This is a genomic window from Oleiphilus sp. HI0080, from assembly GCF_001635135.1.
The window spans coordinates 1-13,188 of the sequence record NZ_LWFU01000462.1; the positions used below are offsets into that span (position 1 = coordinate 1).

Annotated in this window: 14 protein-coding genes; 9 read left to right on the forward strand and 5 right to left on the reverse strand. The window is 47.5% G+C overall.

Annotated features, from left to right (window positions below; all coding sequences use genetic code 11):
* From A3751_RS09380 to A3751_RS09395, 4 genes are all read left to right on the forward strand, one after another.
* Positions 1-222 (forward strand): PDZ domain-containing protein (locus A3751_RS09380; RefSeq protein ID WP_156492355.1); only part of this gene is annotated, 222 nt, incomplete at its 5' end.
* A 22-nt stretch (positions 223-244) separates the two neighbouring features.
* Complete coding sequence (locus tag A3751_RS09385) at positions 245-1,093, forward strand: fructosamine kinase family protein (protein ID WP_068454870.1); 849 nt, start codon at positions 245-247, stop codon at positions 1,091-1,093.
* A 45-nt stretch (positions 1,094-1,138) separates the two neighbouring features.
* A complete protein-coding gene (locus A3751_RS09390) occupies positions 1,139-1,612 on the forward strand; it encodes an NADAR family protein (RefSeq protein ID WP_068454873.1) in 474 nt (157 codons plus the stop codon).
* A 430-nt stretch (positions 1,613-2,042) separates the two neighbouring features.
* Positions 2,043-2,804 carry a vWA domain-containing protein gene (locus tag A3751_RS09395; protein WP_068454876.1) on the forward strand — a complete coding sequence of 254 codons (762 nt, stop codon included), beginning with the start codon at positions 2,043-2,045 and terminating at the stop codon, positions 2,802-2,804.
* Positions 2,805-3,104: 300 nt separating this feature from the next.
* Here A3751_RS09395 and A3751_RS09400 read toward each other — a convergent pair whose 3' ends face one another.
* Positions 3,105-4,712 carry a bifunctional ADP-dependent NAD(P)H-hydrate dehydratase/NAD(P)H-hydrate epimerase gene (locus A3751_RS09400; RefSeq protein ID WP_068454880.1) on the reverse strand — a complete coding sequence of 536 codons (1,608 nt, stop codon included), beginning with the start codon at positions 4,710-4,712 and terminating at the stop codon, positions 3,105-3,107.
* A gap of 34 nt (positions 4,713-4,746) precedes the next feature.
* Between A3751_RS09400 and A3751_RS09405 the strand changes: the two genes are divergently transcribed.
* Positions 4,747-5,226, forward strand: coding sequence for a GNAT family N-acetyltransferase (locus tag A3751_RS09405; RefSeq protein ID WP_068454883.1), 480 nt, complete (start codon positions 4,747-4,749; stop codon positions 5,224-5,226).
* Positions 5,227-5,250: 24 nt separating this feature from the next.
* On the opposite strand, the gene A3751_RS09410 is transcribed toward A3751_RS09405, so the two are convergent.
* Complete coding sequence (locus A3751_RS09410; protein ID WP_068454885.1) at positions 5,251-6,288, reverse strand: putative solute-binding protein; 1,038 nt, start codon at positions 6,286-6,288, stop codon at positions 5,251-5,253.
* 400 nt (positions 6,289-6,688) lie between these two features.
* Between A3751_RS09410 and A3751_RS09415 the strand changes: the two genes are divergently transcribed.
* The 4 genes from A3751_RS09415 (at position 6,689) to ung (ending at position 11,004) form a co-directional block, all read left to right on the forward strand.
* A complete protein-coding gene (locus A3751_RS09415) occupies positions 6,689-7,504 on the forward strand; it encodes an alpha/beta hydrolase (RefSeq protein ID WP_068454888.1) in 816 nt (271 codons plus the stop codon).
* Between the two features lie 114 nt (positions 7,505-7,618).
* Positions 7,619-8,717 (forward strand): peptide chain release factor 2 gene (prfB, locus tag A3751_RS09420; RefSeq protein WP_156492356.1). Its coding sequence is split into 2 segments (ribosomal slippage): positions 7,619-7,693 and positions 7,695-8,717, totalling 1,098 coding nucleotides; the frame shifts between segments, so codons are not numbered across the junction.
* A 19-nt stretch (positions 8,718-8,736) separates the two neighbouring features.
* Positions 8,737-10,302, forward strand: a complete 1,566-nt coding sequence (gene lysS / locus A3751_RS09425; RefSeq protein WP_068454894.1) for a lysine--tRNA ligase — start codon at positions 8,737-8,739, stop codon at positions 10,300-10,302.
* Between the two features lie 18 nt (positions 10,303-10,320).
* Positions 10,321-11,004, forward strand: a complete 684-nt coding sequence (gene ung / locus A3751_RS09430) for a uracil-DNA glycosylase (protein ID WP_369821239.1) — start codon at positions 10,321-10,323, stop codon at positions 11,002-11,004.
* 17 nt (positions 11,005-11,021) lie between these two features.
* On the opposite strand, the gene A3751_RS09435 is transcribed toward ung, so the two are convergent.
* The 3 genes from A3751_RS09435 to A3751_RS23510 form a co-directional block, all read right to left on the reverse strand.
* Positions 11,022-11,855 carry an HDOD domain-containing protein gene (locus A3751_RS09435; protein WP_068454900.1) on the reverse strand — a complete coding sequence of 278 codons (834 nt, stop codon included), beginning with the start codon at positions 11,853-11,855 and terminating at the stop codon, positions 11,022-11,024.
* Positions 11,856-11,969: 114 nt separating this feature from the next.
* Positions 11,970-12,830, reverse strand: coding sequence for a folate-binding protein YgfZ (locus A3751_RS09440; protein WP_068454904.1), 861 nt, complete (start codon positions 12,828-12,830; stop codon positions 11,970-11,972).
* Between the two features lie 178 nt (positions 12,831-13,008).
* Positions 13,009-13,188, reverse strand: a 180-nt coding sequence (locus A3751_RS23510) for a hypothetical protein (RefSeq protein WP_231876865.1), incomplete at its 5' end; no start/stop codon positions are given.

Sequence of the window (13,188 nt, forward strand, 5' to 3'; positions counted from 1 at the left end):
GGGCTTGAAGGCGGTGTTCAGGTTGTGAAGGTGCAAGCAGGTCCTGCAAGCAATGCGGGTATTCGACAGGGAGATATCATTGCCAAGATTAATAATGAGAGCTTTGAATCCCTCGAAGATTTTGAGGATATTGTTGATGACCTGCCCGAGGATAAGGCGATTCCTGTGTTGGTAATTCGTGGCGGTAATCCCTCGTTCCTCGTTCTGAAGATTGAAGAGTAGTTGGCACGAATAGGTTGGTCTAATGCTTCCGCTGGAACTCCAGGAGTGGCTCTTTAACGAGGGTTATGACTGGCAAAACGAAGAGACTGTTGCTGGCGGAGATAGCAGTGCCAACCTAATTTGCCGTCACCCATCCGGCGACGCTGTATTCGTAAAGTATATGGCGTTGGCCCCTGTCAATTTTTTCGAGTGCGAGTCCGAAGGGCTCGCTTACCTCTCTCAAATTTCGAACGTTCGAACACCTAAGGTTTATGCCTATGGTGCTTCCTATTTGGTGTTGGAATATATTCGTCCCAACCAGCATGTCCCAGATTTTTGGGAGCAGCTGGGGCGGCAGTTAGCCAGCATTCACAATTTCACCCGTCAACACTTTGGTTTCGTGAATGACAATTACTGCGGTTTGACGCATCAAGTGAACACACCAACAGAAAATGGGAGCGCATTTTTTGCTGAGCATCGCTTGTTGAGTCTTGCCGAGAAGGCGTTTGATAAGGGCTTACTCGCAATTGGTGATCTGCAGGCGATAGAATCACTTTGCTTGCAGTTAGATAGCATCGTGCCGGACCAGCAAGCTTCATTGCTGCATGGCGACTTATGGTCGGGCAATGTGCATGTTTGTGATACTGGCCGGCCTGTGTTGATTGATCCGGCGGTATATTTTGGTTGGGCAGAGATCGATATTGCCATGACGCGTTTGTTTGGCGGGTTCGATACGCGTTTTTATGACGCATATATAGAAGCTAGACCGCTAGAGCAGGGCTGGGAAGGCCGTATTGATCTCTATAACCTATACCCGTTATTAAACCACTTGCTCTTGTTTGGGCAGAGCTATTTACCTAAAGTGCGGCAGGTGCTTTCGGTATTTGCCTGAATATCGTTGTAACTCCAGTTAACCCGCTATGTAAAAGGAAGAGACGTGTTATTTCCTGATCTCGACGAAGATACTATATTTGTTCACCGAGCCGATCCTGATGAGCTTCTGGGTGTTTTTTCGGCGCATCCGATTGAGCTTGAAGGGAAGGAGTGGCCGACCGTCGAGCATTATTTTCAAGCGATGAAGTTCGTTGAGACAAACCCTGACTACTGCGAGAAAATTCGCCTAGCGCCCAATGCAAAAACGGCTCGAAGAATGGGGCGCATGCGTTTCAAAAGCATTCGGCGAGATTGGAGCAAAGTGAAGCGTGTGTACATGACACGAGGGCTTTATACCAAGGCGAGTATGTATGCGCAGGTCGCCGAAGCTTTGCTAGCGACGGGTAACGCAAAGCTAATGGAAGGGAGTCAGTATGATTATTACTGGGGTTGTGGTCGCGATCGTAGAGCGGAAAATACCTTTGGTAAAGTATTAATGGATGTCCGCAAAAAGCTTCAGGAGACAGTGGAAAGTTAATGTGATGAAGCGAAAAGCCTTCTAACCGTGTTTCGGGTTTCTTTTTGATCTTGGCAAAAACCAAAGACATGCCGAAACGAGTATCGCGTTAAAAAATCGTTTACGCCACTAGAGGCGGTTTAAGACGCCGTTCAGCATTTAAAAGCGTCGACAACGACTAGGCAGAGTAAAGCTGTTTGCACAGAGCTATGCTCGAGTGATTGGCGTATCAACCAAGCAATCACTTCGGCATATGTGTATGGATTCAGCGCATAATCAACGCGATTGTTCGCTTTTCGTCTCAGCTAACTCTTGTAAACATTATCCCGCAATTGCATCATAACTCTTGTGCCCATTTTGGGCGCAATGAGGTCTTAGTGGTCTGGACATCAGTGCAAGGAAAGCCTCTAACTAAATGCAATGAAGCAATAATCAAATAGGGATGATAATAATGAAATCACTAAAATCAGCTGTGAAAGCGTTTGCAGCAACAACTTTTATAAGTTTGAGTGCAGTGCCTGCGCATTCTGCAGTCATAGAGCTGGCACTTGTCTTGGACGGATCAGGAAGTATTGGTCAGTCCGACTTTGATCTGCAGACACAGGCTTATCAAAATATCTTCTCGAGCGGAACGTTCTACGATGATTTTGTTGTGGGCGCCGATCAACTATATGTGTCTAGTTGGCAGTTTTCCGCTACGACACAGAAAGAGCAGGACTGGTTTTTAATCAACGATAACGCTTCGGCTGCGGCGTTTGGTGCGACGTTTGCTGATATTGATTATATGCAAGGTTGGACCAATACTGCCGACGCAATCAGCATGGTAGCCGGCGATATACTGTCGAACAATATTGACGGTGATGAGCTTGTTATGGATATTTCGACTGATGGAGTGCCATGTGTCTCAGGGTCCTGCCCGCAGAATTATGCAATCTCTGTAGGCGAGGCAACTAGCGCAGCAAGTAATGGAATTGTAGTGAACGCGATCGGCGTTGGTAGCGGTATCGATGTCAACTATTTGGATGCCATAACCCAGCCTAGCAACGGTTTCTATACGACAGCGACAGATTTTTCGGCTTTCGAAACAGCACTAGCAGGGAAGTTATTCCGTGAAATTAATGACCCGCCTACTTCTGTTTCTGAGCCAGCTACATTGTCGCTGTTCGGCCTAGGGTTAGCAGGTTTAGTGGTGACGAGAAGAAGAAAGGCGTAGTTCGCACACGCATTCAAGCTCCTTAGATACGTTGATGTTACTGATCGAAATCTGGGGAGCTTTTTCATTACCTTAGCGGTTTTTTTTAGAGTGTTAAGTTAGTCGATTTGGTTATGTTTATCTGGATTGGGTTGACGCGCTCAGCGTTACTTTGTCAGCCGAAGCCAAGCTCTAATTTTTGAAAGTACCCACGCGGTTCATATTGATGTTAGTCCCAGTTGACGTTCCACGAAACTCCCTTCGCTTCATACAGTGACTCTCCCCGCAGTCAAAGAATTACTCAGTGTGTGAGAGTTTTATTTAAACAAGGTCGTTTAAGAGCGTTCGGGCAGTATTGGGTAGATCGCTGGCAAGCAAGCCTCGTTCGCCATGTTGGTTTGCTTCAATGTCTGCGGCGGCGCTGTGCAGGCAAACGGCTAATTCGATTGCGCGACTTGTTGATTTGGGTGTATTCGCGTTGGCCATTTGCGCAATGATCGCGCAGAGTATTCCCGTAAGAGTGTCCCCCATTCCACCACTTGCCATGCCCGGATTTCCATAACGTGATAAGGATATTTCGGGCTCACTCAGACTGTGTGGATGAGCGATAAGTGTTCCTGAGCCTTTAAGAATAATGTGGCAACCAAATGTTTTTTGAAGCGCTCTTACGCTGCTTAGGCGGTCACGTTCAATTTCAGCAGCGGATGTCTCTAAAAGCCGAGCCGCCTCGCCGGGATGCGGGGTAAGTACAGTCTGATCATCGATTAATGCGCTTAGTTCGGGGTGTTTCGCTAGCAGGTTGAGTGCGTCCGCATCGAGCACTTTGAACCCGTTCTGTTTTAAGCTTTTTTCGAGGAGCTGATAGGCCCATGCATCCTGTCCCAAACCTGGGCCGATACCGATGACATCTGCACATGCAAACAGCTCAGGCGCGTCTGGCGATGTTGCACTGTGCGCCATAATCTCGGGTTGATTCAATACTACGCTGGAGCAATGCTCGGCTTTTGTGATCACTGACGTTAGGCCTGCGCCAGTCCGTGCGCAAGCCTGAGAAGCAAGTAGTATTGCTCCCGCAAAGCCTGTATTTCCGCCAATCAACAGTGCTCGGCCTTGTTTGCCTTTGTGGCTGTGCATCGTTCGTGGGCCAAGCGCTGAGCGCAGTTTGCCAAGTTGGGGGCAAAAGGCGGTGGCTTCAATCCCTTCGTAAGCCGTTGCAGGAACATCAAGGTCATCAAAAACAAGAGTACCTGAATAGTGCCGCCCTTTGCCGGTCATAAGCCCTAACTTATTACCGATAAACGTGGCAGTTAAGTCCGCTTTTAAGCACGCGCCGAGCACTTGTCCCGTATTTGCACTAAGGCCGGAGGGAATATCGATGGCGAGTATCTTAATGCCCGTACTGTCGATTTCTTCGGCATGAAAGGCTTGCTCATCTTTTGCATTCACACTTTGGATAACTTTAAGGTGGTCGCCACTGACTGGGCGGCACAATCCTGTTCCAAAAATCGCGTCGACAATAACGCTATCTTTTGGAAGTGCATTGAGCTGTTTGGTAAAACCTCCTTGCTTAAGCTCTTCGAAAAGAGAAATCGGGGTTTGGGCCCGCACGCAATCTTGATAAGCGGTCTGCGCATCACCGGTTAGTTTTGCTGGATCGCTTAGAGCGACCACTTGGACAGAAAGACCTTTCTTCTTTGCTATGCTGGCAAGCACATAACCGTCACCGGCATTGTTTCCTGCTCCACACAGCACAAGTATGTTTTCTGTTTTTGGCCAAAAGCGAATCATTGCGTGAAAAGCAAAACGTGCGGCTTTGCTCATTAACTCAAAGCCGGCTATGCCATATTCTTGAATAGCGATGCGGTCGAGTTCTCGAACTTGATCTGCGAGATAAAGGGTGTTCGGGATGTGCTCAATATCAAATCTCATGCCTTCAACATAGCACACGACATAAGCGGTGAAAATGCAGATTAGGAATATCGAAAATCGAGATAACCAGAGGGTTTCGGAGCTGATTCGCAGTGTTCTAACCGAGTACGGGGCAAACCGTCCCGGTTTTGCTTGGCAAGACCCAGAGCTTGATCGTATGAGTGCAGCCTATGATCACAGTGACAGGGTTTACAAGGTAATTGAGAGCGAAAGCGATGTTGTGGGTGCCGGTGGGTTTGGCCCATTTTTGTGTGCAAAATACCCTTATTGCTGCGAGTTGCAAAAGATGTATTTGCTTCCTGAGGCTCGCGGCAAGGGTTGGGGGCGAGCTCTGATTGAGCAATTACAGCGCGAAGCCAAAGACCTCGGATACACACATATGTATCTTGAGTCGCTCTCAACTATGGAGGAGGCGCTTAGACTTTACGTTAAGCAAGGTTTTAAGCGTTTGTCAGACCCGTTAGGGGATAGTGGCCACACTGCGTGCGATGAATGGTTGCTCATCGCACTTTGATGAATCTGCAGGCTGTTCTTGTTTTTATTCGCGTCTAGCGGCTGAACATTCGGCGCTTTCGGGCTCTAATTTACATCGAACCTTGCGCATTAATTTTAGAGTGCGTGAGTCGTATATACCCATTTCCCCGAGCTCTATACGACTCTGACGAAAGTCTTCAACCCAGTAGTCATAAAGATTTTTAGGAATATCGATCCAGTATTTCTCAGGGATCGTCGCTTCAGGATCAACGAGCCATTTCACAAATCGCGTGTACTCTTTGATTGCCTGGTCACGCGCTTTCTGCGCGAAACCTTCTGGAAATTTCTCCCAGCGAGCAACGACCTGCATAGTGATGTAGAGGAAAGGCTCTTTGTAAATGCCACCGTTTGGTTCAAGGCCCTTGTGCATTTCAAAGGGCTCATAGACGATTGCGGGAGCGGCTGTCAGGTCAACACTACCGTTGTTGAATTTAAGTATGGAGTTGAAAATGGTCGAGCTGACGGGCGTGATGCCATGTTTCTTAGAGAGATACGCTGATTCTGGGATGTCATCTAACACCGCCATGCGTTTGCCAGCAAAATCACCCGGTAACAAGATCGTGCGGTCACGAGTGAACATGAAGATAGCGCCAGCTGGGCCGATCGCGAAAACTTCATACTCGCCTATTCGCATCAATTTGGCTGCCTTCTTAGAAGAAAGGGATTTAAGCACGATACCTAAGGCTTCATAACTCGGAATTGCGCCGATGGCCCCCAAACTTCCTGTCAGGCTATTAAACTCGCGAGCCCGGAAGCCAAGCATATTGACTGCATCGCAGCGACCTAAACGAAATTCTTCAATCGCAACGCGCTCATCAGAGTACACGACATAGCTTAGATCGACCCCCCAGTTCGCGGCATGAATTTTGGCTTCGGCCATGATTTGACCGACGGGGCCGGCTTTACCGATGGGATCCCATACACATGCGAGGATAGGTACGAGATTTGTTGCTACGCCGCCAACCGTGTTCGCTGTGGTGAGCGGACTGAAAGTAGCGAAAGCGAAAAGAGATAGGGTGGCAAAAAACTTCTTTAACATCATAAGAATGGGACTTTTATATTTATACGCATCCAGTTTACTGGTGGGGCGTTTGCATGTCATGCGCTGGTGCACAAACCAATGAAATTTCTGGTGAACATTTGAGTTCACTTTACGCGGATTTGCAGAAAGGAGCTTGTCGTATTAGGCCAAGACTTGGTATTTGAGATGGTGGAGTTAGAGCCAAGTATTTGTTTGACGCATTCCTGTTGATAACGGCCAAATAAGTGCAGATTATTGGGAACTATGTCTCTTCCTGAGTTAGCATACGCGTCGAAGCTTTAAACTAGAAAAGCACAGTTATGATGAGAATCCATATCAGGATGTTTGGGTTACGGTTTGCCAAGCGTTAATACACGCGGCGAGTTTGGTTGATAAAAATAATATTTGATGGATCATTGCAATGATTAATTACGAAGAGCAGTTAGTGGCTGAGGATGGCCTAAAGCTGCATGTTTATCGTTACTTTCCCGAAAACGCAAATGCTGCTCTGCTTCTATCGCATGGTTGGAGCGAACATGCGGGTCGCTATCATGAATTGGCGATATGGTTTGCGCAACACGGGTTTGAAGTGCATGCGCTCGATCATCGAGGACACGGTAAATCTGAAGGTGTTCGTGGACATGTAAATGCGTGGTCTGAGTACACGCGTGATCTGGAAATGCTTCGAAAAACCGTTAAGCAAGAGCATCAATATCTACTTGGACATTCTATGGGTGGCATGATTGCAGCTTTGCACTTGCTGGAGTATCCGAATGTGTTTAAGGCCGCAGTGCTCAGCGGTCCCGCTTCGGATGTGTCTTACAAGGTTCCTGTTTTCAAAAAGATCCTAGGTCAATTAATGAGCGCTTGGTATCCGTCTCTTGGGCTTAAAAACAAAATTGATCCGAACATTGTGTGCGGCAATCAGGAGGTAGTTGATGCGTATATCAACGACCCGCTGAATCATGGCCAGGTTTCCGCCCGATGGTTTAATGATTACCTCAAGCAAATAGAGCGATTAAAGCGTGAGGCCGGCACTATCAAAACGCCTGTAGCGATTTGGCACGGTGAGAAAGATGCGTTGGTTGCGCCTTGGGTGGGCAAGCAGTTATTTGAAGGACTTGCGTGTGAGGGTAAACAGTTTCACACCGTTGGTGATTCGCTTCATGAGATATTGTTTGAGCACAATTGGCGCGATATTGCGGGTCAGATGAAGTCTTGGCTGGAGCGGCATTAAATAACCAGGATGGATGCTTTTGGGGTGGTTGTATATTTGCTTTTCTGAGTTGGCGCGCAAGGCGTCGATCGTATAGAATACGCGGCTTTTCACCGTAGTCCGCAAGGGTCAGGAATGCTTGAAGTAAATCCTATTAATCAGAAGATCAAAGAGCTGCTTGAGCGTGTTGTTACGCTTAGGGGGTATCTTTGACTTTGATGTCAAAAGTGAACGCTTAGTCGAAGTCAGCCGCGAGCTGGAAAGTCCTGAAGTTTGGGATGATCCCGATAACGCTCAGGCCCTAGGTAAAGAACGCGCGAGTCTTGAAGCCGTCGTCAATACTATCGAAGAACTGGAATCTGGTTTGACTGATTGTCAGGATCTTCTCGATATGGCGGTGGAAGAACAAGACGAAGAGGCTGTTTCTGATGTTCAGGGCGAGCTTGGTGGTCTTGAAGAGAAACTTGAGCTTCTAGAGTTTCGAAGAATGTTCTCCGGTGAAATGGATGAGAATAATGCTTATCTTGATATTCAGTCTGGCTCTGGCGGCACAGAAGCGCAAGATTGGGCGTCCATGCTATTGCGTATGTATTTACGCTGGGGTGAGCAGAAGGGCTTCAAAACAGAGTTGATCGAAGTATCTGATGGCGATGTTGCCGGTATCAAAAGTGCTACGATTCAGTTTACAGGCGAATACGCGTTTGGCTGGTTGAGAACAGAGACAGGTGTGCACCGTCTTGTTCGTAAGTCTCCGTTTGACTCTGGCAGCCGTCGCCATACCTCTTTTGCTTCTGTATTTGTCTCTCCGGAAATTGACGATAACGTTGATATCGATATCAACCCAGCAGACTTGCGTATCGATACCTATCGATCAAGCGGTGCAGGTGGTCAACACGTCAACACAACTGACTCTGCGATTCGAATCACGCACGAACCGAGCGGTATCGTTGTGCAATGTCAAAATCAGCGCTCTCAGCACCAAAACAAAGACAAGGCAATGCAACAGTTACGCGCCAAGCTTTACGAGCTTGAGATGATGAAGCGAAGCGAAGCGGCGCAAGCTCTGGAAGAATCCAAATCTGATATCGGTTGGGGAAGCCAGATCCGATCTTATGTGCTTGACTCATCCCGAATCAAGGACCTTCGAAGTAATGTAGAAACAAGCAACTGCAATGCAGTGCTTGATGGTGATTTAGACCAGTTTATTGAAGCTAGCCTTAAGCTGGGATTGTAATTTTAATTCGGAAATCAATATGTCGAACGATGTGAACTCAGATCAAACTTTATCGGTAGAAGATGAAAACAAACTGATTGCTGAGCGAAAAGCGAAGCTTGAACAGTTGCGAGAGGGATGTACAGCGAATGGTCATCCAAATGATCATCAACGCGAGAATATGGCGGCCGATCTGCAATCGACCTATGGCGATAAATCCAAAGAAGAGTTAGCCGAATTGGCAATTCCGATCAGTGTTGCTGGCCGAGTTTTGCGTCGAGGTGGGCCGTTTGTTGGTTTGCAAGACAGCACGGGATCTATTCAGTGTTATGTAGGCAAGCCTTTGCAGAAGCAGTCTAAAGACTGGGCAAACCTTGATCTTGGAGACATCGTTGGTGCAAGTGGTATTTTAAGTAAGTCAGGAAAAGGCGACTTGTACGTAGAGGTAGGGGAGGTTGAGAGCTTCCGCATCCTTACGAAGTCTCTTCGCCCACTTCCAGACAAGTATCATGGCCTTGCTGATCAAGAAATGAAGTATCGTCAGCGTTATGTCGATTTGATTGCAAATGCCGATGCGCGTCATACCTTTCGTTTACGTTCCGCTATTGTGAGTAGCATCCGAAACTACCTCACCAAGCAAGACTTCATGGAAGTCGAAACCCCGATGTTGCAGGTGATTCCTGGTGGCGCAACAGCAAAACCATTCGAGACGCATCACAATGCATTAGGCATTGATATGTTTCTGCGTATTGCTCCCGAGCTTTACCTTAAGCGTTTGGTTGTTGGTGGTTTTGAACGTGTTTTTGAAATTAATCGCAACTTCCGTAACGAGGGGCTCTCGACGCGACACAATCCTGAGTTCACCATGATTGAGTTCTATCAGGCTTATGCAAACTATATTGACTTGATGAATCTTACGGAAGATATGTTGCGTACCGTCGCACAAGAAGTGCTCGGTACGACCGACATAAAGAGCACGACCAAGGATGCAAACGGAGAGGTGGTTGAAGAGAAAATCTATGACTTTAGCCAACCATTTACTCGCATGACGATGGCGGAAGCGGTGCTTAAGTACAACCCGGAGTTTGATGCGGCAGTGATCAATGATCCTGAGAGTCACTTTGAGGCTCTGAGGGCTTATGCCAAGCAAGTCGGTGTTCCAGATTCCCCTCAGCAAAAAACATGGGGAGCGGGCAAGTATTTATGTGAGATCTTTGAAGCAACTGCAGAAGAGAAGTTAGATCAGCCTACGTTTATTACGGCCTATCCTTGGGAGGTTTCGCCGCTGGCTCGGCGTAACGATGAAAACCCGTTTGTGACAGATCGATTCGAGTTTTTTGTTGGAGGGCGTGAGCTTGCCAATGGCTTCTCCGAGTTGAATGATGCAGAAGACCAAAAGCAACGTTTTCTTAAGCAGGTCGCTGAAAAAGACGCTGGTGATGACGAGGCAATGCACTTTGATGCCGATTACATTACGGCGCTTGAGTACGGTTTGCCTCCAACCGCAGGCGAGGGTATTGGTATCGATCGACTGGTCATGTTGTTTACTGACTCGCCGAGTATTCGCGATGTCATTTTGTTCCCGCACATGAAACCGCAAGCTTGAGGTCTGCGCCATATGTCGATGGATGATCAATTGATCGACTCATGGCAGAAAAAGTTGGGGGGGCAATTTGCGCTCCCCTATATGACTTCTCTCCAAGAATTTCTTGCCTCTGAAAGGAAGGCCGGAAAGCAAATATACCCCCCTGAAAATCTTGTTTTTAATGCATTGAACTCTACGCCCTTTGAGCGGGTGAGTGTTGTTATTTTAGGACAAGACCCCTATCACGGCTCAGGCCAAGCGCATGGGCTTAGTTTTTCAGTCCAGCCTGGTGTGGCGATTCCTCCGTCCTTGGTGAATATATACAAGGAGTTGTATTCCGACGTGGGGGCGGTCCCGCCTATGCATGGCTGTCTAACTTCATGGGCGGAACAGGGTGTGCTCTTGCTTAATGCAGTGTTGACCGTTGAGCAAGGCAATGCGGGGGCGCATCAGGGCAAGGGCTGGGAGCAATTTACAGACGAGGTTATTCGAGCACTCAATGATCAACGCGAGAATATCGTCTTTATTCTTTGGGGAAACTATGCACAGAAAAAAGGTGCTTTTATTGATCAGTCAAAGCATTGTGTTTTGACTTCTGCTCATCCTTCGCCTTTGTCTGCGCATCGGGGTTTTTTGGGAAGTAAGCCCTTTTCACAGTGTAATGCCTATCTCAAATCGAAAGGCTTGCCTGAAGTAAACTGGAGCCTTCCGCTCCAGCTTTGATCTTCTGTGGTCTACGTTTACATATTTAGTAGTGCCATTGCCGCTTCCATTTCAGCATTAAGATCTTCATCTTGATGCTCAGGGTCGGGGTTAATCCCGACACGATCAAATGCCGAGATGGTGGTGTAGTCCATTTCGGCGAAGTGGTGATCTGTGCCGGTGTAGCTCTGAAGCAGCGACACCATGACCAAATCGGCATAATCTACTTTGTCGGCGGAACGAGTAAAGTTAATGGCTTCTTTCGGGACAATCGCGAGCTCAGAGGGGAATGACCATTTCTCAAGAATCTTTGCGCCGACAAGAGGCTGCAGCTCCTCGAGCAGATTGTCTAGAATGACGTTGTTGATTTGAATATCGTTGTCTTCAACGAATTTCAAGACTGGAAGGGCGCCAATCGAATGAATGAGGCCAGCGAGCGTTGCTTGGCCGGGTTGTAAGTGGGCATGCTGTCTTGCAAGAACGGTACACATGCCCGCAACCTCGGTGCTTTTTTCCCAAACCTGACGCATCCGCTTGTCGATCATGTCAGACGTGGCTTGGAACATTTGCTGCATCGCAAGGCCCATTGCCAAACTACTTGTGTAGGCCATCCCTAAACGGCTAACCGCCATGTTCAAATTTGAGATCTCGGCATTGCCTCGAAACAGCGGACTGTTGCTGACCTTGACGAGCCGCGCGGAGAGAGCTGCATCTTTTTCGATCACCTCAATCAAGTCGCTGATTCCTGTGTCATCTTTCTCGGTGACTTCGCGCACGTTGAGCGCTACCTCTGGAAGAGATGGCAGAACGAGTTTGTCTTCGTCGATGGCAGCGTTAATTTCTTGAATGATCTTTTCTGCAAGTTCAGACATGCTTACACTTTCCTTAATTTTAGTACCTAGCTTTCGCCAGAGCGGGATATTTCTGTATTGAAATAAGTGTAGGCGAGAATTTGCAGTTAGCAGTTATATCTTTGATTTTTAATGTTAATTGTAGTCGATTTCCTCAATGCGAATTGGAGTGTTGCTACCCTCTGCTAACAAGGCTGGCTGCCCGCTTTCTGCAAAGGCGATATCGCAAACAACTAGTCCTACAAACTTGTCACGACCAGCATGAAAACGGACAACATCTCCGATTTTTCGGCCTTCTGCATTGACAAGTTTGCTCCCGGGAAGGAGGGCGGCTGTCTCTTTAGCATCCAGATTGAAGAGATACATTTTCTTCTTAAGCTTTCCGAGAAACTTCATTCGGGCAATAATCTCTTGGCCTGTGTAGCAGCCTTTATTAAAACTCACCGCACCCAGTTCTTGAAGGTTAAGTTGTTGAAGAATAAAAGTATCAAGCGTTTGCGGATAAAGCTCAGGGATACCATGGCGACAATCGTCTTGCAGCCATGCCTCTAATTCTGCGTCAGAAGAGTTAGCTTCTAGTGCTTCGCGGCTCCATAGCTCGCATCGTTGTTCTGAGCGATCAGCGGCTCTTAGGTAGCCATTCGTTTCTTGAGTAATGCTGTTACCGCTATGCTTGAAGACGGAACGGATGCCATAGACGGCATAGTCGTGTTGTTGTTTGAACTCGCACTTAAAAAATACCTTGTACTTGTTCAGCGCATGGATGCCTGACTCTGCTATGTCGTTGTGCACTTTTATCCAAAATGCGCCGTCGATACGAGCGATTACGAACAGCCAGTACATTCTTCCTTTTGGTGAGTTAGCCGTTCCAAATGTCCATGTATTGTCTGCGAGAGAATCAATGTCACAGCTAGCTTGTCCCTGAAGAAACTTTGCTGCGTCAGGCCCCTCCACTTTAAAAAGGGTGTAAGGCAATTTTAAGTAGTGATTGGTCATATATGCGTGCTGCTATGGTCGTGTACAGAGAGAATTATTGTGGGTTGCATGCACCTTCAGGCGACGCGACTCATTTAAGTTGTAAACGGTAAAAGGGGAGACGAAAAACAGATATGTTGACAGGCATTCAGTCTTTAGTTGGACGACCCCCCAATGAACGCCGAACCAAATCTGCTCATCAAATAACACCGGACGTTGTTCGCCAGCGTAGTTGAGTTGCATGCTCTGGCCATTGAATGTGATGACGGAGTGTGGAGGGTGCTTTATTGCCGCTTGATAGGCGAGGAAAGTATTCCCGGCTATCACAAATAACGCCACCAGCATTATTGAGCTGTTCGAGCTCAATGCAGCAATAATC

Coding starts and splice junctions, on each gene's coding strand:
- A3751_RS09405 (WP_068454883.1), top strand. CDS start 4,747: ATGCAGATTAGGAATATCGAAAATCGAGATAACCAGAGGGTTTCGGAG.
- A3751_RS09410 (WP_068454885.1), bottom strand. CDS start 6,288: ATGATGTTAAAGAAGTTTTTTGCCACCCTATCTCTTTTCGCTTTCGCT.
- A3751_RS09385 (WP_068454870.1), top strand. CDS start 245: ATGCTTCCGCTGGAACTCCAGGAGTGGCTCTTTAACGAGGGTTATGAC.
- lysS (WP_068454894.1), top strand. CDS start 8,737: ATGTCGAACGATGTGAACTCAGATCAAACTTTATCGGTAGAAGATGAA.
- A3751_RS09440 (WP_068454904.1), bottom strand. CDS start 12,830: ATGACCAATCACTACTTAAAATTGCCTTACACCCTTTTTAAAGTGGAG.
- A3751_RS09435 (WP_068454900.1), bottom strand. CDS start 11,855: ATGTCTGAACTTGCAGAAAAGATCATTCAAGAAATTAACGCTGCCATC.
- A3751_RS09415 (WP_068454888.1), top strand. CDS start 6,689: ATGATTAATTACGAAGAGCAGTTAGTGGCTGAGGATGGCCTAAAGCTG.
- ung (WP_369821239.1), top strand. CDS start 10,321: ATGGATGATCAATTGATCGACTCATGGCAGAAAAAGTTGGGGGGGCAA.
- A3751_RS09395 (WP_068454876.1), top strand. CDS start 2,043: ATGAAATCACTAAAATCAGCTGTGAAAGCGTTTGCAGCAACAACTTTT.
- A3751_RS09400 (WP_068454880.1), bottom strand. CDS start 4,712: ATGAGATTTGATATTGAGCACATCCCGAACACCCTTTATCTCGCAGAT.